Raw genomic sequence first — 25,417 nt, 5'->3', positions numbered from 1 at the left:
GACGGAAACCCGTCACCGGAATGGCCGCACGGCCAGGAGAGACAACCCGCCAAAAGAGCTACCTAAAGACACGCAAAACACTCAGAGGGGTTTACAACGGCACCGTAGGTGGCATGTCGATTTCGCCGACGTGCGAATCCCCGAGCGCACACTGAGCGAAAGGCCCTGGCGCTTATGAACACCACGGTCAGCTGCGAGCTGCACCTGCGCCTCGTTGTGTCGAGCGAGTCCTCACTGCCTGTTCCCGCAGGACTGCGGTATGACACGGCCGATCCCTATGCCGTGCACGCCACCTTCCACACCGGAGCCGAGGAGACGGTCGAGTGGGTTTTCGCCCGCGATCTCCTCGCCGAGGGCCTGCACCGGCCCACCGGTACCGGCGACGTCCGAGTCTGGCCGTCCCGGAGCCACGGTCAGGGCGTCGTATGCATCGCCCTGAGCTCCCCGGAGGGTGAGGCTCTGCTTGAAGCCCCGGCGCGGGCCCTGGAGTCCTTCCTGAAGCGGACCGACGCGGCGGTGCCCCCTGGCACGGAGCACCGTCACTTCGATCTCGACACCGAGCTCTCTCACATCCTGGCGGAAAGTTAACCGCGCCAGGCGCGTCGGGATCTCCTCACGCCGTCCGACTCGGGGCGACGGCGCGAACGGTCACGGCACGAGACGCTCGCCGCAGAGATTCAGACACCGGCGCCGTCGTCGCGGAGTTCTTCCGCCGCGACGGCGCCACTGTCTTTGCGCGGGATGGCGCTAGCATCGGCCAGCACCGGCGGGCACCCGCCCGACCCCCAGGCCAGGGAGCGCATCGTGCTGATCACCCACGACACCCGGTGTTCCCTCGACGCCGTGGTCGATCTGGTGAACACCGCACCGGAGGAGGGCGGCGCCGACGGACTCGCGGACGTGACGGCGCTCGGTGACTTCGCGCGCGGCCACAAGGTGAGCGACGTCGGGGTGCTCACCGAGGAGGACCTGACCGCCGTGCACCGGGTCCGCGGCCGCTTCGCGGAGGTCTTCGCCCACCCGGAGCCGAAGGCCGCCTCCACCATCCTCAACGAACTCATCGCGGCGGCGGGCACCACACCCCGGCTCACCGACCACGACGACTACGACTGGCACATCCACTACTTCGCCCCCGGCGCCTCCCTCGCCGACCACCTGGCCGCCGACTGCGGCATGGCCCTGGCCTTCTTCGTGGTCGCGGGCGAACAGGACCGGCTGCGGCGCTGCGAGGCACCGGACTGCCGGCGCGCCTTCGCCGACCTCTCGCGCAACCGCTCCCGGCGCTACTGCGACAGCCGCACCTGCGGCAACCGCCTGCACGTCGCCGCCTACCGCGCCCGCCGCAAGGAAGCTTCCGGCTGAAGGGGGCCGACGGGCCGAGCGGAGCCGTCAGAGCAGCAGCAGGTCGTGCAGCGACGCGAGCAGGATCAGGGTGCCGATCACGGTCAGGAAGATCATCAGGGGCGGTTGGGAGAGGGCGAAGAGACAGCCTCGCCGTTCCTCGTCGTCCGGCGGAGCGGTGCCGCCCTCATTGGTGGTGTCCAGCATCTCGTCGTGATGATGACGCAGCCCGACGGCACCGATGACCAAGGAGCCCGGCCGGCGGGCGTCGGGACCGGCCCCCGTGGACGGGAGAAAGCGCAGCGCCTGGCGCCTTCCCGCCCTGCAACGAGGCCCTGCCGCCGCACCGGCCTGCGGTGCGGCCCGCACTCGAACGAGTTAGCGCCGCGGCCCCGGGGCGCAGACGGTTGTTGACAGAAGCTTCATATCCCGTGCTTCTTCAGGATCGCCTCGATGTCGCTGAAGTCCTCCGCGGGCGCGGCCGACCGCGGCTTCTCCGCGGGCCTGGCGGCGGCCGGGCGCCCGCCCTGTCCCAGCGAGGGCGCCGAGGCCGCGGGGGCCACCGCCTCGCGCTGGGCCGCCCTCGCGGCCTTGCGCTCCTTGCGGGTGCCCCCGGAGCGGCGCTCGACCGCCCGCGCCCCGAGGAATATCAGCCAGGCCGCGCCGAGCACGCCGAAGCCGACCCACGCCTTCAGGCTGAACGCGGTGTCGGCCGCCCAGCCCACGACACCCGTGAGCACGAGGCCCACCGGCACCAGGGAGTACGCCGCGAGGCGGGCGGCGGTCAGGAAGCGCTTGCGATAGGCCGACACCGCGGCGATGCCGAGGCCGGCCGCGGACACGGCGGAACAGATGGTCTCGGCAATCATCCGGCCCTCCAGGCTTACAGGCTTACGTCGTCCATGGCTCTGTCGTCCCCTCCATCCTGCACCGTGAGGGCGCCGCGGAGCCATCGTCCCGAGCCGACCTCAGGGACATCTCCGGGACATCTCCGGGTCCGCTCTCCTCCCCAGGTCCCGGTCGGTGGGCGGCCCCGCGTGCTGGAAGACTGTCCCCATGACTGACTCCACCCCCGCCCGCCCCGTCGTCATCGACGTCTGGTGCGAGCTGCAGTGCCCCGACTGCCGTACCGCCCTGGACGACGTACGCGCCCTGCGCGCCCGCTACGGCGACCGCGTCGAGCTGCGCCTGCGCCACTTCCCCCTGGAGAAGCACAAGCACTCCTTCGCCGCCGCGCAGGCCGCCGAGGAGGCCCTCGCGCAGGGCCGGGGCTGGCCGTACGTCGAGGCCGTGCTCGGCCGGGTCGAGGAGCTGGACCGCGGGGGCGAGCCCTTCCTGGTGGCGAGCGCCCGCGACCTCGGCCTGGACGCCGAGGAGTTCGACACCGCCCTCGTCGACGGCCGGCACATCCTGATCGTCGACGCCGACCAGGCCGAGGGCAAGGCGATCGGCGTCACCGGTACGCCCACGTACGTCGTCGGCGGTGAGCGTCTCGACGGCGGCAAGAGCCAGGACGGCCTGCGCGAGCGTGTCGAGGCGATCGTCGACGGCCTGCTGGGCGCCGAGGGCTGAGCCCCGGCCGCCCGGAGCGCCGGGGGACCCGCCGGAGCGGGAACCCGTGGGAGCAAGATCCCGCCGGGCGCCGGGCGCCGGGCGCTAGAGCAGGGGCTTGTAGAGGTGGTACGAGCTCGGTTCATAGCCGAGTGACTCGTACAGGCGCAGGGCCGGGACCTTGCCCGTGAAGACGTTGAGGCCGAGGCGGTCCTTGCCGGCCGCCCGGGTCTGCGCCTCGGCCAGGAGCATCAGCGAACGGCCGTGGCCGCGCCCGCGGTAGGGCTCGTCGACCCGGACGTCGAAGACGAACCCCGCGTCGTCGTTCACCTTGAGCCAGAGGCTGCCGACCCGCTCGTCCCCCGCGGTGAGCACGCTCAGGAAGACGCCGGGGGTGGCCGGGCCCTGCGGCAGGTTCTTCCCGTGGTCCGCATCGGACTTGGCGCGGGCCTCCGCCTCGGACACGCCGCGCTCGATCCAGGTGCGCGCGTACGACAGCTTCGCGCGCGCCAGCCAGGCCGTGTACTCGTCCTCGGTCATCGGCCGGCCCCGCACCCCCGGCGGCAGCGCGGCCGGTTCGGCCTCCAGGCGCTTGGCCATGTTGCGGTTGCGCTCCACGTACCCGAGGGCGGTGGCGAGGCGCAGCGCCGCCGTCGACTCGGCGGGCACGGCCGCCTCGATGCGCCGGCAGCCCCAGCCGCGCGCCACCTCCTCGGCCGCCAGCGCCGCCACGGTGCCGCGGCCCCGCCCGCGGTCGGGCTCGTCGATGCGCAGCTCGACGACGCGGCAGACCTCGGGTCCGAAGACGTCGTGGGTGGCGAGGGCTATGGAGCCCACCGGACGGCTGTTCACACAGACGTCGAAGGTGCGCGCCTTGGAACCGTCGGCGCTCCGGTGAAGCGGCCCGGTCGGCCGCAGGGTCGTGGTCATCACAGGTGTTCTACCCGCCCCACGGCCGCCGCGTCACCGGGGTTTCCCCGGATGTGCCCCGGACACGGCCCTGGCCCAGACGCGGCCCGTGCCCCGGACACGGTGCCGGCTCAGGGGTCGAGGTCGTCGGCCGCCCGCTCGTCGAAGGTCCGCATCGCCTTGGCCGTCACGGGCCCCGGCCGTCCCGGCCCACCGGTCAGTTCGCGCCCGTCCACGCGGTGCACTCCCTGCACGTCGCGGAGCGTCGACGTCAGGAAGACCTCGTCGGCGCGGTCGAGGACGTCCATCGGCAGATCGGTCTCCGTGGCGCCGGTCCACTCGACGGCCAGCTCGCGCGTGATGCCCGCGAGGCATCCCGAGGCCACCGGCGGGGTGTGGATCTCGCCGTCGAGCACCACGAAGACGTTGGACCCTGTGCCCTCGCAGAGCCGCCCGACCGTGTTCGGGAACAGCGCCTCCGAGGCTCCCCGCTCGCGGGCGCGGGCCAGGGCGACGACGTTCTCCGCGTACGAGGTGGTCTTCAGGCCGGTCAGCGCGCCGCGTTCGTTGCGGGTCCACGGCACGGTGATCACGGCGGTGGAGTCGGGGCGCCGCTCGGCCTCGCCGAGCGCCACGACCAGGGTGGTGCCCCGGTCGCCGCGGTCCGAGCCGAGCGGTGAGAGGCCGCCGGTGCAGGTGATCCGCAGCCGTCCCAGCGGGAGCGGGTTGGCTTCGAGGACCGCGGCGCAGGCGCGGCGCACCTCGTCGAGGTCCGGCTCGGGCAGCCCGAGCCCGCGCGCCGAGCGGGCGAGCCTGGCCAGGTGGCGGGTCAGGGCGAAGGTCCTGCCCCGGACCGTCTTCACCGTCTCGAAGATGCCGTCGCCGACCGTGAGGCCGTGGTCGAGCACGGAGACGCGGGCGGCGTCGGCGTCCTGCAGCCCGCCGTCGAGCCAGATCTTCACGTTGGGTTTCCTCCACTCGCTTCGTACGCCCCCGACGCTACCGCCAGCAGCCGCGCGGCCTTCAGCTCGGTCTCCCGCCACTCCCCCTCGGGGTCGGAACCCCAGGTGATGCCCGCTCCCGTGCCGAAGCGCAGCATCCCCTCCGCGCGGTCGATCCAGAAGGTGCGGATACCGACGGCCAGCTCGCCCGTGCCCCGGTCGGCGTCGACCCAGCCGATGCCTCCGCAGTACGGGCCGCGGGGCGCGGTCTCCAGCTCCTCGATGATCCGCAGGGCACTCGACTTCGGGGCGCCGGTGACGGAGCCGGGCGGGAAGGTCCCGTCGAGCAGCTCCGGCCAGCCCGCGTCCGGGCGCAGCTCGCCGTGGACGGTGGAGACGAGGTGGACGAGGCCGGGGTGCTTCTCGACCACGCAGAGGTCGGGGACGGTCACGGAGCCGGTGGCGCAGACGCGCCCGAGGTCGTTGCGGACGAGGTCCACGATCATGACGTTCTCGGCGTAGTCCTTGTCCAGGAGGTCCGCCTCGGTCCTGCCCGTGCCCTTGATGGGGCCGGACTCCACGGCACGGCCCGTGCGGCGCAGGTACAGCTCGGGCGATGCGGTGGCCGTCTCGACGCCGTGGCCGGGCAGGCGGATCGTTCCCGCGTAGGGGGCGGGGTTCCCGCGCGCGAGGAGGGCGGTCAGGGCGTCGACGTCGGCGTCGGCGGGGACGGGCGCGGAGAGCACGCGGCAGAGGTTCGCCTGGTAGACCTCGCCGGCCGCGATGTACTCGCGTATTCGCCGCACGCCCGCGGTGTACGCCGCGCGGTCGAGGGACGACGTCCAGGCGTCGGTGGCCGGCCCGCGCCACCTTCCCGGGACGGGCGGCGGCACCGCCTCCTCGCGTACGTCGTCGAAGCGGGCGCAGACCAGACCGCCCTCGAAGTCGGCGGTCACCGCCCAGAAGCCGGTGGACTCCAGGGCCGCGGGGTCGCTGGTCACGTCGCGCAGACCGGTGGCCACACGGCCGCCGAAGCGCGCCAGGGGAGGGAGCGTCGAAGACGACGTCAGAGCGGGGTTGTGCACGGCTGCGAGTCTATGGCCGGTGGTCCGGGCGCGCCCCGGGCCGACGACAGCGCAGCACGCTGCGCAAACGCGTTTTTGTACTGGCCCAGGAATCCGCTAGAGTTCAACACGTCGCCGGGACGCGCAAGCGGACCGGGAAAGACAAGCGGACGTAGCTCAGTTGGTAGAGCGCAACCTTGCCAAGGTTGAGGTCGCCAGTTCGAACCTGGTCGTCCGCTCGCAGGAAGAGGGGGATCTTCCCGAACCCCCACACTCCTGGTGGAGTGGCCGAGAGGCGAGGCAACGGCCTGCAAAGCCGTCTACACGGGTTCAAATCCCGTCTCCACCTCCAAGGACGATTAGCTCAGCGGGAGAGCGCTTCCCTGACACGGAAGAGGTCACTGGTTCAATCCCAGTATCGTCCACTGGATCTTGGTGAGAGCCGATGAAGATCGGCTTCATGGAGATCGTCCCGCGCGATTAGCTCAGCGGGAGAGCGCTTCCCTGACACGGAAGAGGTCACTGGTTCAATCCCAGTATCGCGCACGCAGTACACAGCGGAAGCCGGAGACGGCGGACGCCGTGCGCAGCACACGCGGGAACCCCGCGCGATTAGCTCAGCGGGAGAGCGCTTCCCTGACACGGAAGAGGTCACTGGTTCAATCCCAGTATCGCGCACCACCCACGAAGCCCCCGGCCGTCTCCACGGCCGGGGGCTTCGTCGCGTGCGTCACTCAGGCACTCAGGCACTCAGGCACTCAGGCACTCAGGCACTCAGGACGAGAAGAGCATGTGGCCGAAGCTCTTGTGGCGCTTGTGGTGGCCGTAGTGACCGCCGTGGCCGCCGTGCGGGGCGCCCCAGGCGGGTGCCGGGGCCGCGGGGTAGGGCTGCGGGGCGGCCGGGGGCGCGGGGGGCGGCGGTGCCTGCTGGCCCCACTGGGCCTCAAGCCGGGTCAAGGACTCGAGCTCGCCGTAGTCCAGGAAGATGCCGCGGCAGTTGTTGCACTGCTCGATCTGGACGCCATTGCGGTTGTACGTGTGCATCGGTGCGTGGCACTTGGGGCACTGCATGGACGGCTCAACTCCTCGCCGGTGGTGACTGCTTCACCGGGCCTCTGCCCGGCTTCGGTGCGTTGCACCCTACTTCGTCACCTCCGGTGCCAACTCGACCGGTACGGCGGCCACTCCGGCCATCCGGTCGCAGGCGTCGACCAGGGCCTGCTCGATCTCGTCCAGAGGACGACCCGCGGCGACGGCCTTGACCACCGCCAGGGCCGCGGTCTGTGCGGTCAGGGCGCGGGCCGGGGTGTCGAGCACCGGCCAGGGGTCGGCGCCGTCCGCGGGGAGCGCGCGGCCTCCCGCCCGGCGGTAGGTGTCCAGGAAGCGGGTCCACTCCTCGGGGGAGAGCAGCCCGCAGGCGTACCAGGCCGCGGGGCGCGCCAGGTCCCAGGCCGGGTCTCCCGTGCCGAGGTCGTCCACGTCGATGAGCCGCCAGCCGCGGCCCTCGGTGCGTACGAGCTGGCCGAGGTGCAGGTCTCCGTGGCAGAGCCCCCGCCGTCCCGCGGGGGCGGGGGCCTCGCCGCGGGCCCAGGGCGGCAGGGCCGCCCATGCGCGCAGGACCGGGGGCACGGCGGGATGCGGGCCCGCGGCGCGGAGCCTGGCCATGGCGCGGGCGGCCTTGGCGGGTCCCCGCATCTCCGGCAGGGGCTGCGGCAGGGCCGCCGGGTCGGTGGCGTGCAGGCCCGCGAGCAGCGTGGCGGCGGCTTCCCAGGGCGCGGCGTCGGGGTCGTCGCGGTCCACGGGGGTGCCGTGCGGCCAGAACGTGACGAGGCGGCCGTGCAGGGGCGCGGGCGCCTCGCGCAGGGGCGGCAGGAGCAGCCCGGGAAGCCGGGCGGCCACCCCGAGCCGCACGGTCAGGGCCCGCTGGCCGGTGCCGGGCGCGTGCGCCTTCGCGACCACGTCGCCATGGCGTACGACCTGGGCGTCGTCCCGCTCGGCGAGCACGGCGTCCCCGCCGCAGCGGCACGTCCCGCCGGGCGGGCGGGCCGCATCCCGGTGAGCCACGCTGCGGGCCTCGGAGGTGAGCGCGGGCAGCAGGGTGGTCATCACGGGAGCCGAGGGTATGCCGCGGGGCGGGCGGGGGCGACGGAGGGGCGGCTCTCCGTGGGGGCTGCGCCTCGGGCGGGCCTTCGGGCGTCTCCGCAGCGGCACGTCCCGCCGGGCGGGCGGGCCGCATCCCGGTGAGCCACACTGCGGGCCTCGGAGGTGAGCGCGGGCAGCAGGGTGGTCATCACGGGAGCCGAGGGTATGCCGTGGGGCGGGCGGGGGCGACGGAGGGGCGGCTCTCCGTGGGGGCTGCGCCTCGGGCGGGCCTTCGGGCGTCTCCGCAGCGGCACGCCCCGCCGGGCGGACGGGCCGCATCCCGGTGAGCCACGCTGCGGGCCTCGGAGGCGGCGGGGCGGGCGAGGGCGACGTGGGGGCGGCTCTCCGTGGGGGCTGCGCCTCCCGGGCGGGCCGCCGGGCGTCTGCACAGGCGTCGGCCGCCGCCGAGCCGGGCGGTCGAGCGGCTCGGCGGCGGAGGGCGGGGCTCCGTCGGTCCATCGCTCGTCCGGTGGTGTCACTCCGACGTCGACCCGTGCGGTGCCGCTCGACGGGGCGCGGGACTCGCTCGGCCGGGTCGGCCGGTTCCGTGCCCCGCGTGGCGGCGGCGGCCGGTGCCACGGCCCTCACCATCGGCGCCCTCGGCGACAGCACCGGCGGAGCGGCGACAAGCCGGCCAGCGCCTACCGCCCCTGAGCGGCAGGGCTGACCCCGCGCGGGCCCGTCCCACGCGGGACCTGACCGCGCGCATGGCAATGCCCGCGCAGCTCCCCAGCTGCGCGGGCATTCTGCCGTCCGCCGCACCCCCGTCCCCACGGGGTTTCCTGGCCGGATGTCCCCGCCCGGACCGCTCTTCCGGGCCTGGGGCGCCGCTCAGCGCCCCAGCATCACGCCCACGGACGACGCTTGTGTGACCACTGCCTCCCAGCCGCCGAAGACGACTACGAGCAGGGCCGCCAGGGGAAGGACCATCGCCGTCGCCACCAGGGGGTGGCGCGTGCCGGAGGGGCGGACGCCGAACGCCGAGACCTTGCGACCCCGGGTGCGGATCAAGGTCCGCGGTGCGATGTCCGCCATGGTTCCTCTCCTGACCGATCTCGATGTGGCTCTGGCAGCGGCGGGTGCTTGACCTCGGGGGACGAGTGCTGCACCCGCCGCTTGACCTCAAATCTAGGTCCGCGGGCGATGCGGCACGTCATGCCCTCGTACCGATTGGCTGGCCTCCCGGAGGATGAGCGGCGTCCGTCCGCGTACTCCTGTAGTTGGAGACGAAGTCCTACGTCTCAGGGTCTTCCCGTAGAGGACGGCGCCGCGGCTCCGGGGTACGTCCCCCTTCGGGGTCGCACCGCGGAGCGCGGGAGCACTCCCACGGGTGACTTCGCTCACTCCCCCCGCTCCCCCGCGCACCGCCGTCTCCGCCCGGCGGCCCGCCCCGGCCGCCGCCTCCGCGCACGTCCGTGCCGGGCCCCCGGCGTCCACGGCTTGCCCCGCACGGTCACCCCGCACGCGATCAATCCCCCTCCGTCGGCGGATGGTTGGAGATCGGGCCGGCCGCAACGGCCTTGCGCGCCACGCCCCCTGACCGCTCTTCGAGTCCTCTCACCCGGCACTGACAATCCGTCGGCCGACGAGGGCGCGGCCTCTGCACGACCCCGGCCGTGGAAACGTAAGCTGTGGCTCGTCAAACGGACCGGGTAGCGGGGATGGACATGGCGATGATGCGGCTCCGGCGCGAGGACCCGCGTGTCGTCGGCTCGTTCAGGCTGCACAGGCGCCTGGGCGCCGGCGGCATGGGGGTCGTCTATCTGGGGTCGGACCGGAGGGGGCAGCGCGTCGCCCTGAAGGTGATCCGGCCCGATCTGGCGGAGGATCAGGAGTTCCGTTCGCGGTTCGCGCGGGAGGTCTCGGCCGCCCGGCGGATCAGGGGCGGGTGCACGGCGCGGCTCGTCGCCGCCGATCTCGACGCGGACCGGCCGTGGTTCGCCACGCAGTACGTCCCCGGGCCCTCGCTGCACGACAAGGTCGCCGCCGAGGGTCCGCTCGCGGCGGCCGACGTGGCCGTGGTCGGTTCGGCGCTCGCCGAGGGCCTGGTGGCCGTGCACGAGGCCGGTGTCGTGCACCGCGACCTCAAGCCGTCGAACATCCTGCTGTCCCCCAAGGGCCCGCGGATCATCGACTTCGGCATCGCCTGGGCCACCGGCGCCTCCACGCTGACCCACGTCGGCACGGCCGTCGGCTCCCCCGGCTTCCTCGCGCCGGAGCAGGTGCGCGGCGCCGCCGTCACGCCCGCCACCGACGTCTTCGCGCTCGGCGCGACGCTCGCCTACGCGGGCATGGCGGACTCCCCCTTCGGCCACGGCAGCTCCGAGGTCATGCTCTACCGGGTGGTGCACGAGGAGGCGCAGCTCCGTGGCGTGCCGGACTCCCTGGCTCCGCTGATCAGGGCGTGCCTCGCCAAGGACCCGGAGGAGCGGCCCAGCACGCTGCAGCTCTCGCTGCGGCTCAAGGAGATCGCCGCCCGCGAGGCGCAGGGCCTCGGCGACCCGCGCCCACCGGCGCCGCGCCAGGACCTCGACCGGCCCACGGGCCGCCTCGCCGAGAGCTACACGGACCAGCAGACCCAGCGGCGCTCCCCGCCGGGCGCCACGCCCCCGCCGCGCGGCGGCCCCTCCCGTACCGGCCCCTCCCGTACCGGCGCATCCCGTACCGGCGCGTCGCGGACCGGCTCCTCCCGTACGGGTGCCTCATCCCGTACGGGTGCCTCGTCGCGTACCGGCGGCTCCCGTACCGGATCGCGGTCCTCGGCGCCCCGCAACGCCACGCGGTCGGGCAAGCGGCCTGCTCCCCGCAGCGGCACGGGCCGCCCCGGTCAGCGCACCACGCGGGCCGGGCTGCCCAGGCCCGCCAACCCCCGGCTGCTGCGGCAGCGGCTCACGGTGTTCGTCATCGTGACGCTGCTCGTGGCGCTCGGCATCGCGGCGGCCCAGGGGTGCCAGGGGCCCGCGCGGGGCCTGGGCGGCGGCGATCAGGACGTACGGGAGCGGGCGGTGTCCTCGTCGGTGCGGGGCCAGGTCGTGCCTCAGCCGGTCCACGCCGCGCACGGGTAGCGCGGGCGGGCGGCACACCGCCCGCCGTGTCAGGCCGCGCCCGCGGTGCCCGACGCCTCTTCAGGCGCGGGCCCCGGCCTCAGAGTTCCGGGCGGCCCGTCGCCACCGCGTAGAACGCGACCGCCGCCGCCGCGCCCACGTTCAGCGAGTCCACGCCGTGGGCCATCGGGATGCGGACCCACTCGTCGGCGGCGACCAGGGCCTGCCTGGAGAGGCCCTCGCCCTCGGCGCCGAGCATCAGGGCGACACGGTCCATGCGGTGGGGCGCCACCTCGTCCAGCGACTTCGCCTTCTCGTCCGGGGTGAGGGCGAGCAGGTCGAAGCCGGCCTCGCGCACCCCGTCCAGGCCCTTCGGCCAGGATTCGAGGCGCGCGTACGGGACGGAGAAGACCGCGCCCATCGAGACCTTCACCGAGCGGCGGTAGAGCGGGTCCGCGCAGTCCGGGGAGAGCAGGACGGCGTCCATGCCGAGCGCCGCGGCCGAGCGGAAGATGGCGCCGATGTTGGTGTGGTCGTTCACCGCCTCCATGACGACCACCCGGCGGGCGGTCGCGAGCAGTTCGCCGGCCGTGGGCAGCGGCTTGCGCTGCATCGAGGCGAGGGCACCCCGGTGCACGTGGTAGCCGGTGACCCGCTCGGCGAGCTCCGGGCTCACCGCGTACACGGGGGCCGGGAGTTCGTCGATGACGTCGCGCATGACGTCGACCCACTTGGCCGAGAGCAGCATCGAGCGCATCTCGTACCCGGCGTCCTTGGCCCGTCTGATGACCTTCTCGCCCTCCGCGATGAACAGGCCCTCCGCCGGCTCGCGTCTGCGGCGCAGCTCGACGTCGGTCAGGCCCGTGTAGTCGCGCAGGCGGGGGTCGTCGGGGTCGTCGACGGTGATGAGATCAGCCACAGGGTGATACTGCCTTGTCCGGGGTGTGGTGCCAACGGCACGGAACGTGTTCTGTTACCGCTGGTTACGCGAGGGGGTGTCAGGGCGTCGCGCCAGGGGCTCCTTGAGCGTCACGCGAGGGGTTCGGGGCCCACCCGTACGACGTCGCCGACGACGATGACGGCCGGGGGCCGCACCTCGTGGACGCGGACCGCTTCGGCGACCGTGGCGAGCGTCGCGTCGACGCGGCGCTGGGCGGCCGTCGTGCCCTCCTGGACGAGGGCGAGCGGGGTCTCGGGCGAGCGGCCGTGGGCGATCAGGGTCTCGGCGATCCTGCCGATCTTGTCGACGCCCATCAGGATCACGAGGGTGCCGCGGAGCCTGGCCAGGGCCGTCCAGTCGACGAGGGAGCGCTCGTCGTCAGGGGCCACGTGGCCGCTGACCACGGTGAACTCATGGGCGACGCCCCGGTGCGTGACCGGGATGCCCGCGGCCGAAGGCACCGAGATCGAGCTGGAGATGCCGGGGACGACCGTGCAGGCGATGCCCGCCTCGGCCAGCGCCTGCGCCTCCTCCATGCCGCGCCCGAAGACGTAGGGGTCGCCGCCCTTGAGCCTGACGACCGCCTTGCCCTGCTTGGCGTGCTCGATCAGGGCGTCGTTGATCGCCTCCTGGGCCATGAAACGGCCGTACGGGATCTTGGCGGCGTCGATGACCTCGACGTGCGGCGGGAGTTCGTCGAGCAGGTCGCGGGGACCGAGCCGGTCGGCGATGACGACGTCGGCCGCGGCGAGCAGCCTGCGGCCGCGGACCGTGATCAGGTCGGGGTCGCCGGGGCCGCCGCCGACGAGGGCCACCCCGGGGGTGCGGATACGGTGGTGCGGCGCGACCAGGCTGCCGTCGCGCAGGCCCTCCACCACCGCGTCGCGGATGGCCGCGGTGCGGCGCGGGTCGCGGTCCTGGACGTCGCTGGAGAGGACGGCCACGGTGACGCCCTCTGAGCGGCCGGTGGCCGGGGTCCAGGCGGTGGCCGCCTCGGCGTCGTCGGAGCGCACGCACCAGACGCGGTGCGCCTCCGCCTCGGCCGAGGCGCGGGTGTTCGCCTCGTCGTCGCTGGTGGCGATCAGGGCGTACCAGGCGTTCCGCAGGTCGCCGTCCTCGTAGCGGCGCCTGACCCAGGTGATCTCGCCCGCGTCGGCCATCGCCTCGACGGACGGCTTCGCCGAGGGCGACACGAGGAGGACGTCGGCGCCTGCCTTGATCAGGGCCGGCAGGCGGCGCTGGGCCACCTGGCCGCCGCCGAGGACGACGACGCGGCGTCCCGCGAGGCGGAGGCCTACGGGGTAGGCGGGGTGTTCGGCCATGGCTCTGTGGCTCCTCGTGCGGGGCGTTGCGGCTGCCGCTGCGGCGGTGGAGCGGCGGATGGGGGTGACGTGCGGGTTCAGTATGGCCGGGGCGGATCGGGGTGTCGTTCCCCGAGGCCGCGCCTGCCCGAAAAAGGGCGATTGGCCGGGGCCTCCGTGACGGCGGGTGCCCGGGGCCTCCGTCGTGCGCGGGAAGCGGGCCGCGCGTACCCGCCGGTTCCGCCGTGCCCGCCCGGGAACGGGGGGCACGGCGGTTCGGACGTCCGCGCCGGAGCGGCGCTACTTCTCGGTGACGCCCGCCGAGTCGAACGTGGCCACCTCGTGCATCACGCGGGCCGCGCTCTGCACGACCGGCAGCGCGAGGAGCGCGCCCGTGCCCTCGCCGAGACGGAGGTCCAGGTCGACCAGGGGGCGCAGGCCCAGCTTGTTCAGGGCCGCCACGTGGCCGGGCTCGGCGCTGCGGTGGCCCGCGATGCAGGCCGCGAGGACCTCGGGGGCGATGGCGCGGGCCACCAGGGCGGCGGCGCCCGCGCTCACGCCGTCCAGGATCACCGGCGTCCGCAGGGACGCGCCGCCGAGGAGGAGGCCCACCATGGCCGCGTGCTCCAGGCCGCCGATGGCCGCGAGGACGCCGATCGGGTCCGCCGGGTCCGGCTGGTGGAAGTCGAGGGCGCGGCGGACCACCTCGATCTTGCGGGTGTGCATCTCGTCGTTGATGCCGGTGCCGCGGCCGGTGACCTCGGCCGGGTCGGTCTCGGTGTAGACGGAGATCAGGGCCGCGGAGGCGGTGGTGTTCGCGATGCCCATCTCACCGGTGAGCAGCGCCTTGTTGCCCGCCGCCACGAGGTCGCGCGCCGTCTCGATGCCCACCTCGATGGCCGCCTTGACCTCTTCGCGGGTCAGGGCGGGGCCGGTGGTCATGTCGGCGGTGCCCGCGCGCACCTTGCGGGGCAGCAGGCCCGGCGTGGCGGGGAGTTCGCAGGCCACGCCGACGTCGATGACGCAGACCTCGGCGCCCACCTGGTTGGCGAAGGCGTTGCAGACCGCGCCGCCGCCGAGGAAGTTGGCGACCATCTGCGCGGTCACCTCCTGGGGCCAGGCGGTGACGCCCTGGGCGTGCACGCCGTGGTCGCCCGCGAAGATCGCGACGGCCGCGGGCTCCGGTACCGGCGGCGGGCACATCCGCGACAGGCCGGAGAGCTGTGCGGAGATGATCTCCAGCATGCCGAGCGCGCCCGGCGGCTTCGTCATCCGCTTCTGGCGTTCCCATGCCTCGCCGAGCGCCTTGGCGTCCAGCGGGCGGATGTTGGTGACCGTCTCGGCGAGCAGGTCGTGCGGGTCCTCGCCGGGCAGGGCGCGGCGGCCGTACGTCTCCTCGTGGACGACCCAGGAGAGCGGGCGGCGCTTGGACCAGCCGGCCTGCATCAGCTCGGGCTCGTCGGGGAACTCGTCGACGTATCCCACGCAGAGGTACGCGACCACTTCGAGGTGCTCGGGCAGGTCGAGGGCGCGGACCATCTCGCGCTCGTCGAAGAAGCTGACCCAGCCGACGCCGAGGCCCTCGGCGCGGGCGGCGAGCCAGAGGTTCTCGACGGCGAGCGCCGAGGAGTACGGGGCCATCTGCGGCTGGGTGTGCCTGCCGAGGGTGTGGCGGCCGCCGCGGGTGGGGTCGGCGGTGACGACGATGTTCACCGGGGTGTCGAGGATCGCCTCGATCTTCAGTTCCTTGAACTGCTTCGCGCGGCCCTTGGGCAGGGACTTGGCGTACGCGTCGCGCTGGCGCATGGCCAGCTCGTGCATCGAGCGCCGGGTCTCCGCCGACTTGATGACGACGAAGTCCCAGGGCTGGGAGTGGCCGACCGAGGGCGCGGTGTGCGCGGCCTCCAGGACGCGCAGCAGCACCTCGTGCGGGATCGGGTCGGAGCGGAAGCCGTTGCGGATGTCGCGGCGCTCGCGCATGACGCGCAGGACGGCCTCGCGCTCGGCGTCGTCGTAGCCGGGCGCGGCCGGGCCCGGCTCGGCCGCTTCCTCGTCGGCGACGAGGGGTCCGGGGGCCGCCGCCTCCGCCGCCTCCGCCGCCTCGGGGAACTCCTGGGCGACGACGGCCTCGGGGGCCTCGCCCGCCGGGACCGCGGCGGGCTCTTCGGCCTGCTGGGGTGCTTGGGCCACTTCGGTCACTTCAGTCACTTCGTTCGCTTCGATCGGTTCGAACGAGATGACTTCGTCGGCCTCGTCCAACTCTTCGGCCCGGTCGGCCGTGCCCGCGGCGGCCGGGAACCCGGCCGGGGCCACGACGGCGGCCGCCGGGTCCTGGACGGGCTCGGCGGTTTCGGACCCTGCCTCGGCCTCGGCACCGTCGCGCGGCCCCGGCACGGTCACGGCGGACCGTGCGGCTTCCTGGGCCCCCTCGGCCGACGGGCTCTCGGCGCCCGGCATCGGGATGGCTTCCGGGACGACGGCTTCCGGGACGGTCCGGGCCTCCGGGACCTCCGGGGCCTCCTGGTCCGCCTCGGTGGCGGCCACGGCCTCGGGCGCGGGCCGGGCTGCGGGGGCGGTCTCGGCCGCCGGCGCGGCGGGCACCTCAGGGGCGGCCGGCGCCTCAGGGGCGGCGGGCACCTCAGGGGCGGCGACGGCCTCGGGAGCAGCGGAAGCCTCAGGTGCGGCCTCGGCCTCGGCCCCGGGCGCGGCGACGGCCTCCGGCGCGGGCTCGACTGCCGGAAGGGGCTCGACCGCCGGAACGGGCTCGGCCTCCGGAACGGGCTCGGCCTCCGGGACGACGGACGCCTCAGGCGCGGCGGGAGCCTCGGCAGCGGCGGGAGTCTCGGCAGCCACCTGCGCCTCGGGGGCCGCCGGGACCTCGGCGGCGACGGCCTCCGGGGCAGCGGTGGGCTCCGGTACGGCTACGGCCTCCGGGACAGCGGAAGCGTCCGGCACGGCCGCGGCCTCCGGAGCAACAGCCTCCTCCCGCGGTACGACGACCGGCTGCGGAGGCGTGGGCGCCAGGTGAGGCGTGGTCGGCACGGTGCCCTCGACCGGGACGAACTCGCCGATCGGCATGGCCGGCTGGGCGCCGCCGAGCGACCCCTCCACCGGCGCGTAGGGCTCCTGCGGGGCCCCGGCCGGGTGGCCGCCCTCCGGCGCGAAGCCGGACTGTCCGACGAAGCCGTCGGCCTGCGCCTGCGGGCCCTGGGCGAACCCGGTCTCCTCGGGGTGCGGGAGCTGCGCGCTCTCCCACGGCTGCGCCGAAGCGACGGCGAACGTCGGCTGCTCGGCGCCGGGCGCCGCCTCCGCCGTCACCGGGAACGGCTCGGCCGCGGTCTCCTCGGGCCGCTGGCCGCCCGCGTGCGGTGCGTCCTGGGCGACGTACGGGGCCTGTGTGGCGTCCGGGACGCCAGTGGCAGCGGGGGCGTCCGGGGCAGCCGAGTCCTCCGGGACGACCGTTTCTCCAGTCACCGAAGCGACGGGCGCGGTGGACGCGGCTGACGTGACGGGAGCCTCTGCCTGCGGCTGAGCCGGCTGCTCCTGCGCGGCGGCGGGCTGCGGCTCCGCGGGGCCCCAGGGCGTACCCGGCTGCGGCGGGATCTCACCGAGCTGCGGTCCGGGCGGGGCGGCGTCGTCACGCGGGGTGTCGAGGTACTCGGGGCCGGTCGCCGGCGGTCCCGCGTGGCGCGTCGGCGCGGCGGGCTGCGCCGACGCGGGCCCCCGGTCGGCGAGCGAACGCACGGGCCCCGCCGAGGCGTCGGGCACCGCGGGGCCGGTCGGGCCGTGGTGGAGCGGGCGGCGGGGGCCCGGGTGGGAGGCGGCGCCGGGCATACGGACCCCGTTCAGGTCGACGGAGCCGCTGTCCCTGCCCGCGGTCTCGTGCGGGCCGGGGGCGTGGGCGGTCTGCGGCCGGGCCTGCGCCGCGGACTGCGACTCGCTCCAGGCGCCCTGCGAGCCCGGCATGAACAGCAGGTCGTCGTCATCGGCGGTGGACGCGGAGGGGTCGGGGGCCGTGAACGGATACGCACCCGGTGCGGGAACGCCCGGCTGCTGCGCCCCCATGCCCTGCGCGGGCCCGGAAGGTACACCGTTGCCTGCGCCCTCCGGCAGCCCCTCGCCCGGGACCTGGCCGGTGTCGGTCATGCGTAACCCCTCGCCCATCGGTTAGTGCTTCTTCGACCGCCCCGCCGCCTTCGGCCGGGGAGGCCCCATCGCCCGGAGCGGCGCACCATCCGCCCGTCATCCTCAACGAGCGTGTGCGCCGAGCGGCACGAACCGCTTACCGGACAGAGGTATTGTCCCGGTCGGTCCGCCGCCGTGGCAGCTTGATCGGCCACGGGCCGCTGTGGACTGCGCCACGTTGCGCGTCCTCCGGTGCTTGCCGTACCACACGCACCCCCCAGTACGGGTGGATTTTCCGGACCCCGGCCGACGGACCGCCGGACACCCGAGTGCGGTACAACGATCGGCCAGCCTACCCCGCGCCGGTGCGCAGCAGGGTCACGGGGAACGGTCCTGCAGACGGCCCGTGAGCAGGAACGCAACGGTCCGTTTCTCTTCCCGCCAGGCCCGTGTGTCGAGCTCCACGGACTGCAGCAGGGCGCACTCCACGCCGTACCCGTGCTCGCTCAGATCCCTGCCGATGAGTTCGGCGGCGTCGCGTGTCGCGGCGTGCGTCACGATGCGCTCGGGGCGGCGGTCGGCGACGGCGGAGACGACGGCCGCTCCCCCGCCCCCCACGCGTACGACGTCGGGTTCGGGCAGGTCCTCCAGGATGTGCGGCGCGACGCCGTGCACGGTCTGCGCCTGGACGCCGAAGCGGCGTACGGCCGCGGTGGTGCGGCCGAGGGCGTCGGCGTCCCTGTCGACGGCGATCACGGCGGCGCCGAAGCGTGCGGCCTCGGCGGTGAAGGCGCCGCTGCCGCAGCCGATGTCCCAGACGAGGTCTCCCGGGCGGGGGCCGGTGCGGGCGAGCTGGGCGGCCCGCAGCCGGTCGTTCTCCCCCTCGCCGAGCCAGACGTCACCGCCGTACTCGGCGGCGGGCAGCGCCCAGCCGCGCGGCGACGTGGCCGGCTCACGCCCGGCGATCCAGCCGGTGTCGGGCGAGGCGGCGGTGCCGCCGATGACGATGACGACGTTCGGGTCGCGCCAGGAGTGGTCGGCGGCCTTGTCGGAGGTGACGACGGAGACCTGTTCGCGCTCGGTGCCGAGTTCCTCGCAGATCACGAAGGTGCGGTGGACTCCCTGGAGCAGCAGGCCGAGTTCGGCGGGGCCCGCGCCGGGCGAGGTGAGGACGGCGACCTTGGGGTGGGCGCGGCAGACGTTGACGGCGCGGCGCAGCGTGCGGCGGTGGGCGACCACGACCTCGGCGTCGTCCCAGGGCATGCCCGCGCGGGCGAACGCCTGGGCGACGGAGGAGACGGCTGGCACCACTTCGACCTCAAGGCCGAACTCGGGGGCGCGCAGGGTGCGTACGACGCCGAAGAAGCCGGGGTCGCCGTCGGCGAGGACCACGGCGGTGCCGCGGTGGGCCGCGACGCGGCGGGCCGCGAGGCTCACGCTGCCGAGGCGGATTCGCTCGGCGCGGGCGGGGACCTCCTCCAGCGCCAGGTGGTGGGCGGCGCCCGCCACGAGCGTGGCGGCGTTGAGCGCGGAACGTGCCGCGGCGGTCAGCGGCGTGCCGTCCCAGCCGATCACCGTGACCCGGTCGGCCATCGTCGTTTCGTCTCCTGGTTCTCGCGGGTCGTGTGTGCGGGGGCGGTGACGCGGGGTGCGACCGCGCACGCGGCCAGGGGCGAGCGTACCTGCTGCGCGGCGTGTGCGCCGGGTGGCGCGGGCGGGTCGGGTGCGCCGGGGCGGCCCTGGTTCAGTTCCAGTCGGAGAAGGCGGAGAAGCCGCTCTCGGCGAGGCTCTCGGAGACGCCTTCCAGGTCTTCGGGGAGCAGGCTCCACACGATGAGGTCGGTGCGCACGTCGAGCCAGCCGCCGAAGGGGTCGCCGCCGTTTCTGACGCGGGCTATCCAGGCGCCGCGCAGGACGCCCTCGCTGATGCAGCCGATCTTCTGCGCGACCTGCTGGGCGGCGGCGTTGTCGGCGGCGGTGCGCAGTTCGATGCGCTCGAACCCGCGGTCGCGGAAGAGCCATTCGGCGGCGGCCAGCGCGGCCTCGGACGCGTAGCCCTCGCCGCGGGCCCAGGGGGCGACGACGTAGCTCAGCTCCGTCGAGCGCACCCGCCAGTCGGTGGCGCGGAGTCGGATGATGCCCACAAGGCGCTGGGTGAGGAACTCCGTGACGGCGAGGACGATGCCGCGGCCCTCGGTGCGCTCCGCGGGGGCAAGGCGGGTGATCCAGGTGCGGGCGTGTTCCTCGGTGTAGGGCTCGGGCACGGAGGTCCAGGCGGTGACGAGTTCGTCGTTCATCATCTCCGCGTACGCGGGGACGTCCGCCTCTTCGAGGGGGCGCAGCACCAACCGCTCCGTGCTGATGGAGACGTCGGGGAACACCGGATGTGCGGAGGAGCCCGAGGAGGCTGTTGTCATGCGCCGCTCCATAACCGTCTGAGACCTCGAGGACCTTCACCTTCAGGCCTTCCGAAGTGCCCAGCATGCAGCATGCACAGGCCCAGACGCACCACGGGGTCCTCTCCTCCGCCGGGAGGGGACCCCGTGGCCGCGGTGTCGGTGTCCCGTGCGCGGGACGCCGTTCAGCGCGCCGCGACGGGCAGGACGGAGCCCCGGTACTCGTCCTCGATGAACTTCTTCACCTCGGGCGACGTCAGCAGTTCCGCCAGCTTCGCGATCCGCGGATCGTCCTGCTCGCCCTTCCTGGCCGCGAGGACGTTGTTGTAGGGATTGCCCTTCGGGGACTCCAGGAGGATGGCGTCCTTCTTGGGGCTGAGCCCGGCGTCCAGCGCGTAGTTGTTGTTGATGACCGCCGCGTCGAGGTCGTCGAGCGAGCGCGGGAGCTGCGCGGGGTCGAGCGGCTTGATCTCCAGCTTCTTCGGGTTGGACGTGATGTCCTCGGGCGTGGCGGTGGAGCCGGCGCCCTTCTTGAGCCCGATGACGCCCCGTGAGGCGAGGAGCTGGAGCGCGCGGCCCTCGTTGGTGGTGTCGTTGGGGACGGCCACGGTCGCGCCGGGGCGGAGCGCGCGCACGTCGTCGGTCTTCTTCGCGTACACGCCCATGGGCGGCAGGTACACCTCGGTGACCGGCACCAGGTCCGTCTTCTTGGACGCGTTGAAGTCCTTGAGGTACGGGGTGTGCTGGTACAGGTTGGCGTCGAGTGAGCCCTCCTGGAGAGCGGTGTTCGGCGTGACGTAGTCCGTGAACTCCGTGATCTTCAGGTCGAGGCCCGCCTTCTCGGCGAGGTTGTCCTTGATGTACGCGAGGACTTCGCCGGCCGGGGTCGGGGTGGCCCCGACGACGAGCGTGTCGTCCGCGCCGCCGGAGCCGCCGTCCGTGCCCGCGCCGCACGCGGTGAGCCCCAGCGCGAGGGCGAGGGACCCGGCCGCGGCGGCGATGAGGGACGTACGCATGGTCAGAACGCCGCGACGACGGCGCCGTCGTACTTGTCCTCGATGAACTTCTTGACCTCGGGCGAGGTGAGGAGCTTGGCGAGCTTCTTCACGCGCGGGTCGTCCTCGTCGCCGTTCTTGACGGCGAGGAAGTTGCCGTAGGGGTTGCCCTCGGCCTTCTCGGCGACGATGGCGTCCTTGGCGGGGCTGAGCGCGGGCTTCGCCTCCAGGGCGTAGTTGCCGTTGATCACCGCGGCGTCGACGTCGCTCAGGCTGCGCGGCAGCGTCGGGGCCTCCAGCTCCTTGAACTTCAGGTTCTTGGGGTTCTTCGCGATGTCCTTGGGGGTGGCCTCGTAGCCGACGCCCTTCTTCAGCTCGATGAGCCCGTTGTCCGCGAGGAGCTTGAGGGCGCGCGCCTCGTTGGTGGTGTCGTTCGGGACGGCGACGGTGGAGCCGTTCTTCAGGTCGCCGAGCTTCTTGAGGCTCTTGGAGTACACGCCGAGCGGCTCCAGGTGAACCGTGGCTCCCCCGACGGGCACGATGTCCGTGCCGTTCTTCTTGTTGAAGTCGTCGAGGTACGGCTTGTGCTGGAAGTAGTTGGCGAAGACCTCGCCCTGCTGGACGGCGGTGTTCGGGGTGACGTAGTCCGTGAACTCCTTGACCTCGAGGTCGAGGCCCGCCTCCTTGGCGAGGTTCTTCTGGACGTACGACAGGATCTCGCCCTGCGGCGTCGGGGTGGCGGCGACGATGAGCGGGCCGTCCTTGTCCCCGGCGGAGCCCTTGTCGGAGCCGCAGGCGGAGAGCCCGAGGGTGAGGGCTCCGGCGGCGAGGACAGCGGTGGTGATCTTGGCGGTGTTACGCACGAAAAGTGCCTTTCTCCATGGGTGGTGCCGCCCCGCCGGGTGGGCGGGGAAGACTGCGGGGGTGCCCCGGTCAGCCGGTCTTGGTGGTCGTCTCGGCGGCGGCGGTGCCGGGCAGGGCGCCGCGCAGCGGCCGGAAGAGCAGCAGCGGGGCCGAGCCGCCGCCGCGCTTGTGCAGCCTGCGGGCGGTGTAGTCGCCGATGAACTGGATGACCGAGATGACCACGGCGAGGATCGCGACGGTGATCCACATCAGCTCGGTCTCGAAGCGCTGGTAGCCGTAGCGCAGAGCGAGGTCGCCGAGGCCGCCGCCGCCGACCGTGCCGGCCATGGCGGAGTAGCCGATGAGCGCGACGACGGTGGTGGTGGCGCCGGAGATCAGCGAGGGCAGTGACTCGGGGACGAGCACCTTGCGTACGACGGTCCAGGTGGAGCCGCCCATCGACTGCACGGCCTCGACGAGTCCGCCGTCGACCTCGCGGACGGAGGTCTCCACCAGGCGCGCGAAGAACGGGATGGCGCCGACGGCGAGCGGCACGAGGGCGGCCTCGCGGCCGATGGTGGTGCCGGTGATCCAGCGGGTGAAGCCCATCAGGGCCACCATCAGGATGATGAAGGGCATCGAGCGGGCGATGTTCACGACCTGCCCGATGACCTTGTTGAGCACGGCGTTCTGGAGGAGCGCGCCGCGCTCGGTGAGGACGAGCAGGACGCCGAGCGGCAGTCCGGCGACGACGGCGATGAGCGTCGACCAGCCCACCATGTAGAGGGTGTCCCAACAGGCCTGCTCCAGCAGGGGCTGCATCTCCGACCAGGTCATTCGGCACCTTCCTTGACCAGCAGCGGTTCGCTCTTCGGCGTCGGTACGGGGTCCTCGCCCGCGATGTCGACCTGGAGGCCCTGCTCGCGCAGGAACCCGATCGGGACGACGTTGTCCTCGAAGCGGCCGGGCAGCTCGATGCGCATCCGGCCGACCTGCTTGCCCGCGACGGTGTCCATCGCGGCGCCGAGGATCGAGATGTCGATGTTGTACGTGCGCGAGAGCTGGGAGATGACGGGCCGGGTCGCGGCCTCGCCGAGGAACGTCACGTCGACGACGGTGCGGTCATCGCCCGTGGTCTCGCCGCTGACCGGGAAGAGCGCGGCGGCCAGCTCCGAGCCGGGCGTCGCGAGCAGTTCGCTGACGGTGCCGGACTCGACGATCCGCCCGCGCTCCATGAGGGCGGCGGAGTCGCAGACGCTCTTGACGACGTCCATCTCGTGGGTGATGAGCAGGACGGTCAGGCCGAGCTGCTGGTTGAGGTCGCGCAGGAGCTGGAGGATGGAGCGGGTGGTCTCCGGGTCGAGGGCGCTGGTGGCCTCGTCGGAGAGCAGTACCTTCGGGTCGCCGGCGAGGGCGCGGGCGATGCCGACGCGCTGCTTCTGGCCGCCGGAGAGCTGCGCCGGGTAGGACCTGGCCTTGTCGGCGAGGCCGACCAGGTCGAGCAGTTCGAGGGCCTTGCGGGAGCGCGCCTGCCCCGAGAGGCCGAGGATTTCGAGCGGCAGCTCGATGTTGTCCTGCACGGTGCGCGAGGACAGCAGGTTGAAGTGCTGGAAGACCATGCCGATGCGGCTGCGGGCCTCGCGCAGCTCCTTGCCCGCGCGCGGGCCGCGGCCGGCGAGGGCGGTGAGGTCCTGCCCGGCGACGGTCACGGTGCCGGAGGTGGGGCGCTCCAGGAGGTTGACGCAGCGGATCAGGGAGGATTTGCCGGCGCCGGACTGGCCGATGACGCCGTACACCTCACCCTCGCGGACGTGCAGGTCGACTCCGTCGAGAGCGGTTACTTCACGACCGCGTGAGCGGTAGACCTTGGTGAGGCCGGAAGTGGTGATCACAGGGGATTCCGTCACTGTCGAGTGCGCGGCGCGGAGGTGGCCGGGCACGGGGCATTCGTTCGGAACGCGGCACGGTTCTCGCGGTGGCGAGGTGAACCGGAGGACGTGTGCGCGGGGCGGGCTCGCTTCCTGCGTCGGTACGGCTTACGTCGCGTACGTCGTGCAGGGGCGCGGCACAGCGGCTTCGCTTCGGGGCGCGAGGCTCAGAGGTGGTGCGGGGGCCCTCAGAAGGCGCACATTCGACACATACAACGAGCACCGGGCGTCGTCATCGCCTCGGTCGCAAGGGTGCGGCTGCTCGTCGTGGTCATGGGCCAAGTAAAACACGCGTGAGACGCCCGGCCGCCACCGCTGTCCGGAATGCGGACAGCGGTGGGACGGGCGCGGACGACGGGTACGGGCCGGCCGGCCGCGGGGGGAGATCCCCCGCCGGTCCGCCGTGGCCTGCGCCGATGCGGTGGAGAGGACTCCGGGCGGCCTCGTCCGCCACCGGTTCGGGGCGCGGCGCGCTGTGGTCAACGCCACGGTCGGCCCGCGGAGGTCTCCGGGGGCACGCGCATCGGGTCAAAGGGGCCGTAATAAAGTCACGGGCATGCTTGACGCCCTGACGATCGCGACCGCCGTGGCCGCGCTCGCCCTCGCCGCCTGGTGCGGTCTCGCCGCCTACCGCGACCAGCCGACCAAGGACTGGCACTTCATCGGCATGGGCGTGGTGACCTTCCTCGCCCTGGTCCAGCTGGTCGTGGGCATCGTCCTGCTCGCCCGCGGGGAGGACCCGGAGCAGGGCACGACGATCTTCGTGGCGTATCTGCTCGGCTCCTTCGCCTGCGTCCCCGCCGCGGGCTTCATGTCCCTGGCCGAGCGCACCCGCTGGGGCTCCGTGACGGTCGCCGCGGGCGGTGTGGTCCTCGCCGTGCTCGAAGTGCGGCTCTACGACATCTGGGGTGGCTGAGATGACCGTGACCGAGCCCGACGAGAACGGGGCGCCCGCGGACCGCCGCGCACAGAAGCTGATCACGGGCCCCGGCATCCTGCTGCTCTGGCTGTACGGCGTGATGGTCGTCGGCGCGGTGTCGCGCTCCGCCGTGCAGATCTCCACGGACTTCGGCAGGGCCCCGCTCGCCTACTCGCTCTCCGCGCTCGCGGGCCTCGTCTACGGCTTCATCACGTACTCGCTGGTGCGCGGCGGGGACACGGCCCGCAGGGCGGCGCTGGTGTGCTGCGCCGCCGAGCTGGTCGGCGTGCTGGGCGTCGGCGCCTGGACCCTCGCGGAGCCCTCCGCCTTCCCCGACGCCACGGTCTGGTCGGACTTCGGGATGGGCTACCTGTTCATCCCGGTGATCCTGCCGGTGACGGCGATCTTCTGGCTGCGGAGGGCCCGCCGGGCCGCGCCCCGGTAGGGACGCGGAGGACACCGGCGGCGGAGCGCTAGGCGCTGGTCACGAAGGCGTCGGCCGGGGCGTCCTTGGCGAGCGTGATCCGGGTGAGCCGTTCGTTCACGTACTCCGTGCTCACGGTGGCGTACCCGTGCTTGCGGTAGAGCTGGAGGTTCTGCTCGCTGCGGTGGCCGGACAGGAGCTGGAAGCACTTCGCGGCGCCGAGGCGCCGCTCCACCGCGTCGAGGAGCCGCCCGCCGAGGCCGTGCCGCTGCATGCGCGGATGGACGATGAGCTTGCCGATGCGGGCCGTGCCGTCCGCGTCGACCGTGCCGCGCACCGAGGCCACCACCTCGTCGCCGAGGCGCGCCACGAGCACCGTCCCGGACGTCAGCTCGGCCCTGATGGAGTCGAGGGTCTGGGTCAGCGGCTCGATCGAGTAGTCGCCGTAGAGCTCCGCCTCGCCCTGGTAGCAGAGGTACTGCAGTTTGAGGATCTGTTCGGCGTCCGCTTCGGCCGCCGCCGAGATGGTCACGCTCATGCCCATGTGTGCATGCC

24 protein-coding genes and 5 tRNA genes are annotated in these 25,417 nt (G+C 73.5%); 11 read left to right on the top strand and 18 right to left on the bottom strand.

Annotated elements, in window-relative coordinates; all coding sequences use genetic code 11:
- Positions 1-174 precede the first annotated feature (174 nt).
- Positions 175-588 (top strand): SsgA family sporulation/cell division regulator, encoded by a 414-nt coding sequence (locus tag AB0I16_RS16000; RefSeq protein WP_003959770.1) that lies wholly within the window; start codon positions 175-177, stop codon positions 586-588.
- Between the two features lie 216 nt (positions 589-804).
- Entirely contained in the window at positions 805-1,362 is a 558-nt protein-coding gene (locus AB0I16_RS15995) for a CGNR zinc finger domain-containing protein (protein ID WP_363249977.1), read from the top strand.
- Between the two features lie 27 nt (positions 1,363-1,389).
- Here the strand turns inward: AB0I16_RS15995 and AB0I16_RS15990 are convergent, their stop codons facing one another.
- Both AB0I16_RS15990 and AB0I16_RS15985 read right to left on the bottom strand, forming a co-directional pair.
- Positions 1,390-1,548 carry a hypothetical protein gene (locus tag AB0I16_RS15990; protein WP_363249976.1) on the bottom strand — a complete coding sequence of 53 codons (159 nt, stop codon included), beginning with the start codon at positions 1,546-1,548 and terminating at the stop codon, positions 1,390-1,392.
- Positions 1,549-1,763: 215 nt separating this feature from the next.
- Entirely contained in the window at positions 1,764-2,210 is a 447-nt protein-coding gene (locus AB0I16_RS15985) for a hypothetical protein (protein ID WP_363249975.1), read from the bottom strand.
- A gap of 187 nt (positions 2,211-2,397) precedes the next feature.
- On the opposite strand from AB0I16_RS15985, the gene AB0I16_RS15980 reads away from it, so the two are divergent.
- Positions 2,398-2,913 carry a DsbA family protein gene (locus tag AB0I16_RS15980; RefSeq protein WP_363249974.1) on the top strand — a complete coding sequence of 172 codons (516 nt, stop codon included), beginning with the start codon at positions 2,398-2,400 and terminating at the stop codon, positions 2,911-2,913.
- 84 nt (positions 2,914-2,997) lie between these two features.
- On the opposite strand, the gene AB0I16_RS15975 is transcribed toward AB0I16_RS15980, so the two are convergent.
- The 3 genes from AB0I16_RS15975 to AB0I16_RS15965 all read right to left on the bottom strand — a co-directional run bounded on the left by AB0I16_RS15975 (position 2,998) and on the right by AB0I16_RS15965 (position 5,827).
- A complete protein-coding gene (locus tag AB0I16_RS15975; RefSeq protein ID WP_363249973.1) occupies positions 2,998-3,822 on the bottom strand; it encodes a GNAT family N-acetyltransferase in 825 nt (274 codons plus the stop codon).
- 110 nt (positions 3,823-3,932) lie between these two features.
- Positions 3,933-4,763, bottom strand: a complete 831-nt coding sequence (locus AB0I16_RS15970; protein WP_363249972.1) for an aminodeoxychorismate lyase — start codon at positions 4,761-4,763, stop codon at positions 3,933-3,935.
- The gene (locus AB0I16_RS15965; RefSeq protein WP_363249971.1) at positions 4,760-5,827 is read right to left on the bottom strand and encodes a chorismate-binding protein; all 1,068 of its coding nucleotides are present in this window, start codon (positions 5,825-5,827) and stop codon (positions 4,760-4,762) included. Before AB0I16_RS15965 ends, AB0I16_RS15970 begins: the two co-directional genes overlap by 4 nt.
- A gap of 145 nt (positions 5,828-5,972) precedes the next feature.
- On the opposite strand from AB0I16_RS15965, the gene AB0I16_RS15960 reads away from it, so the two are divergent.
- The 5 genes from AB0I16_RS15960 to AB0I16_RS15940 all read left to right on the top strand — a co-directional run bounded on the left by AB0I16_RS15960 (position 5,973) and on the right by AB0I16_RS15940 (position 6,487).
- A tRNA-Gly gene (locus AB0I16_RS15960) sits at positions 5,973-6,045 on the top strand.
- 39 nt (positions 6,046-6,084) lie between these two features.
- Positions 6,085-6,158 (top strand) — tRNA-Cys (locus AB0I16_RS15955).
- Between the two features lies 1 nt (position 6,159).
- Positions 6,160-6,231 (top strand) — tRNA-Val (locus AB0I16_RS15950).
- Positions 6,232-6,280: 49 nt separating this feature from the next.
- Positions 6,281-6,352: transfer RNA gene (locus AB0I16_RS15945), tRNA-Val, on the top strand.
- A gap of 60 nt (positions 6,353-6,412) precedes the next feature.
- Positions 6,413-6,487 (top strand) — tRNA-Val (locus AB0I16_RS15940).
- A gap of 93 nt (positions 6,488-6,580) precedes the next feature.
- Here AB0I16_RS15940 and AB0I16_RS15935 read toward each other — a convergent pair.
- From AB0I16_RS15935 to AB0I16_RS15925, 3 genes are all read right to left on the bottom strand, one after another.
- Entirely contained in the window at positions 6,581-6,877 is a 297-nt protein-coding gene (locus AB0I16_RS15935; RefSeq protein ID WP_363249970.1) for a zf-TFIIB domain-containing protein, read from the bottom strand.
- A gap of 69 nt (positions 6,878-6,946) precedes the next feature.
- A complete protein-coding gene (locus tag AB0I16_RS15930) occupies positions 6,947-7,912 on the bottom strand; it encodes an aminoglycoside phosphotransferase family protein (protein ID WP_363250026.1) in 966 nt (321 codons plus the stop codon).
- 867 nt (positions 7,913-8,779) lie between these two features.
- Positions 8,780-8,983 (bottom strand): hypothetical protein, encoded by a 204-nt coding sequence (locus AB0I16_RS15925; protein ID WP_363249969.1) that lies wholly within the window; start codon positions 8,981-8,983, stop codon positions 8,780-8,782.
- A 626-nt stretch (positions 8,984-9,609) separates the two neighbouring features.
- Here AB0I16_RS15925 and AB0I16_RS15920 point away from each other — a divergent pair.
- The gene (locus tag AB0I16_RS15920) at positions 9,610-11,013 is read left to right on the top strand and encodes a protein kinase (protein WP_363249968.1); all 1,404 of its coding nucleotides are present in this window, start codon (positions 9,610-9,612) and stop codon (positions 11,011-11,013) included.
- 79 nt (positions 11,014-11,092) lie between these two features.
- On the opposite strand, the gene AB0I16_RS15915 is transcribed toward AB0I16_RS15920, so the two are convergent.
- The 9 genes from AB0I16_RS15915 to AB0I16_RS15875 form a co-directional block, all read right to left on the bottom strand.
- The gene (locus tag AB0I16_RS15915) at positions 11,093-11,911 is read right to left on the bottom strand and encodes an RNA methyltransferase (RefSeq protein WP_363249967.1); all 819 of its coding nucleotides are present in this window, start codon (positions 11,909-11,911) and stop codon (positions 11,093-11,095) included.
- Positions 11,912-12,021: 110 nt separating this feature from the next.
- On the bottom strand, positions 12,022-13,254 hold the full coding sequence (cobA, locus tag AB0I16_RS15910; protein ID WP_363249966.1) for a uroporphyrinogen-III C-methyltransferase: 1,233 nt from the start codon (positions 13,252-13,254) through the stop codon (positions 12,022-12,024).
- Positions 13,255-13,533: 279 nt separating this feature from the next.
- Positions 13,534-17,379, bottom strand: coding sequence for a nicotinate-nucleotide--dimethylbenzimidazole phosphoribosyltransferase (gene cobT / locus AB0I16_RS15905; protein WP_363249965.1), 3,846 nt, complete (start codon positions 17,377-17,379; stop codon positions 13,534-13,536).
- A 357-nt stretch (positions 17,380-17,736) separates the two neighbouring features.
- Positions 17,737-18,951, bottom strand: coding sequence for a precorrin-6y C5,15-methyltransferase (decarboxylating) subunit CbiE (gene cbiE / locus AB0I16_RS15900; RefSeq protein ID WP_363249964.1), 1,215 nt, complete (start codon positions 18,949-18,951; stop codon positions 17,737-17,739).
- 151 nt (positions 18,952-19,102) lie between these two features.
- On the bottom strand, positions 19,103-19,774 hold the full coding sequence (locus AB0I16_RS15895) for a GNAT family N-acetyltransferase (RefSeq protein ID WP_363249963.1): 672 nt from the start codon (positions 19,772-19,774) through the stop codon (positions 19,103-19,105).
- Between the two features lie 164 nt (positions 19,775-19,938).
- Positions 19,939-20,769: a MetQ/NlpA family ABC transporter substrate-binding protein gene (locus AB0I16_RS15890; RefSeq protein WP_363249962.1), complete on the bottom strand. Its 831-nt coding sequence runs from the start codon at positions 20,767-20,769 to the stop codon at positions 19,939-19,941.
- Between the two features lie 2 nt (positions 20,770-20,771).
- Positions 20,772-21,611: a MetQ/NlpA family ABC transporter substrate-binding protein gene (locus tag AB0I16_RS15885; protein ID WP_363249961.1), complete on the bottom strand. Its 840-nt coding sequence runs from the start codon at positions 21,609-21,611 to the stop codon at positions 20,772-20,774.
- 70 nt (positions 21,612-21,681) lie between these two features.
- Positions 21,682-22,428, bottom strand: a complete 747-nt coding sequence (locus tag AB0I16_RS15880) for a methionine ABC transporter permease (RefSeq protein WP_363249960.1) — start codon at positions 22,426-22,428, stop codon at positions 21,682-21,684.
- Positions 22,425-23,483, bottom strand: a complete 1,059-nt coding sequence (locus AB0I16_RS15875; protein WP_363249959.1) for an ATP-binding cassette domain-containing protein — start codon at positions 23,481-23,483, stop codon at positions 22,425-22,427. The genes AB0I16_RS15880 and AB0I16_RS15875 overlap by 4 nt, the downstream gene beginning before the upstream one ends.
- A 592-nt stretch (positions 23,484-24,075) precedes the next feature.
- On the opposite strand from AB0I16_RS15875, the gene AB0I16_RS15870 reads away from it, so the two are divergent.
- On the top strand, positions 24,076-24,435 hold the full coding sequence (locus AB0I16_RS15870) for a hypothetical protein (RefSeq protein WP_363249957.1): 360 nt from the start codon (positions 24,076-24,078) through the stop codon (positions 24,433-24,435).
- A gap of 1 nt (position 24,436) precedes the next feature.
- The gene (locus tag AB0I16_RS15865) at positions 24,437-24,883 is read left to right on the top strand and encodes a hypothetical protein (RefSeq protein ID WP_363250025.1); all 447 of its coding nucleotides are present in this window, start codon (positions 24,437-24,439) and stop codon (positions 24,881-24,883) included.
- A 28-nt stretch (positions 24,884-24,911) separates the two neighbouring features.
- Here AB0I16_RS15865 and AB0I16_RS15860 read toward each other — a convergent pair whose 3' ends face one another.
- Positions 24,912-25,406 (bottom strand): GNAT family N-acetyltransferase, encoded by a 495-nt coding sequence (locus tag AB0I16_RS15860; RefSeq protein ID WP_363249956.1) that lies wholly within the window; start codon positions 25,404-25,406, stop codon positions 24,912-24,914.
- Positions 25,407-25,417: the final 11 nt, after the last annotated feature.

The organism is Streptomyces sp. NPDC050703 (assembly GCF_040654435.1).
Taxonomy (GTDB): domain Bacteria; phylum Actinomycetota; class Actinomycetes; order Streptomycetales; family Streptomycetaceae; genus Streptomyces.
The sequence above is the reverse complement of the archived record's forward strand: the minus strand, read 5'-3'. Positions and strand labels throughout refer to the sequence as shown.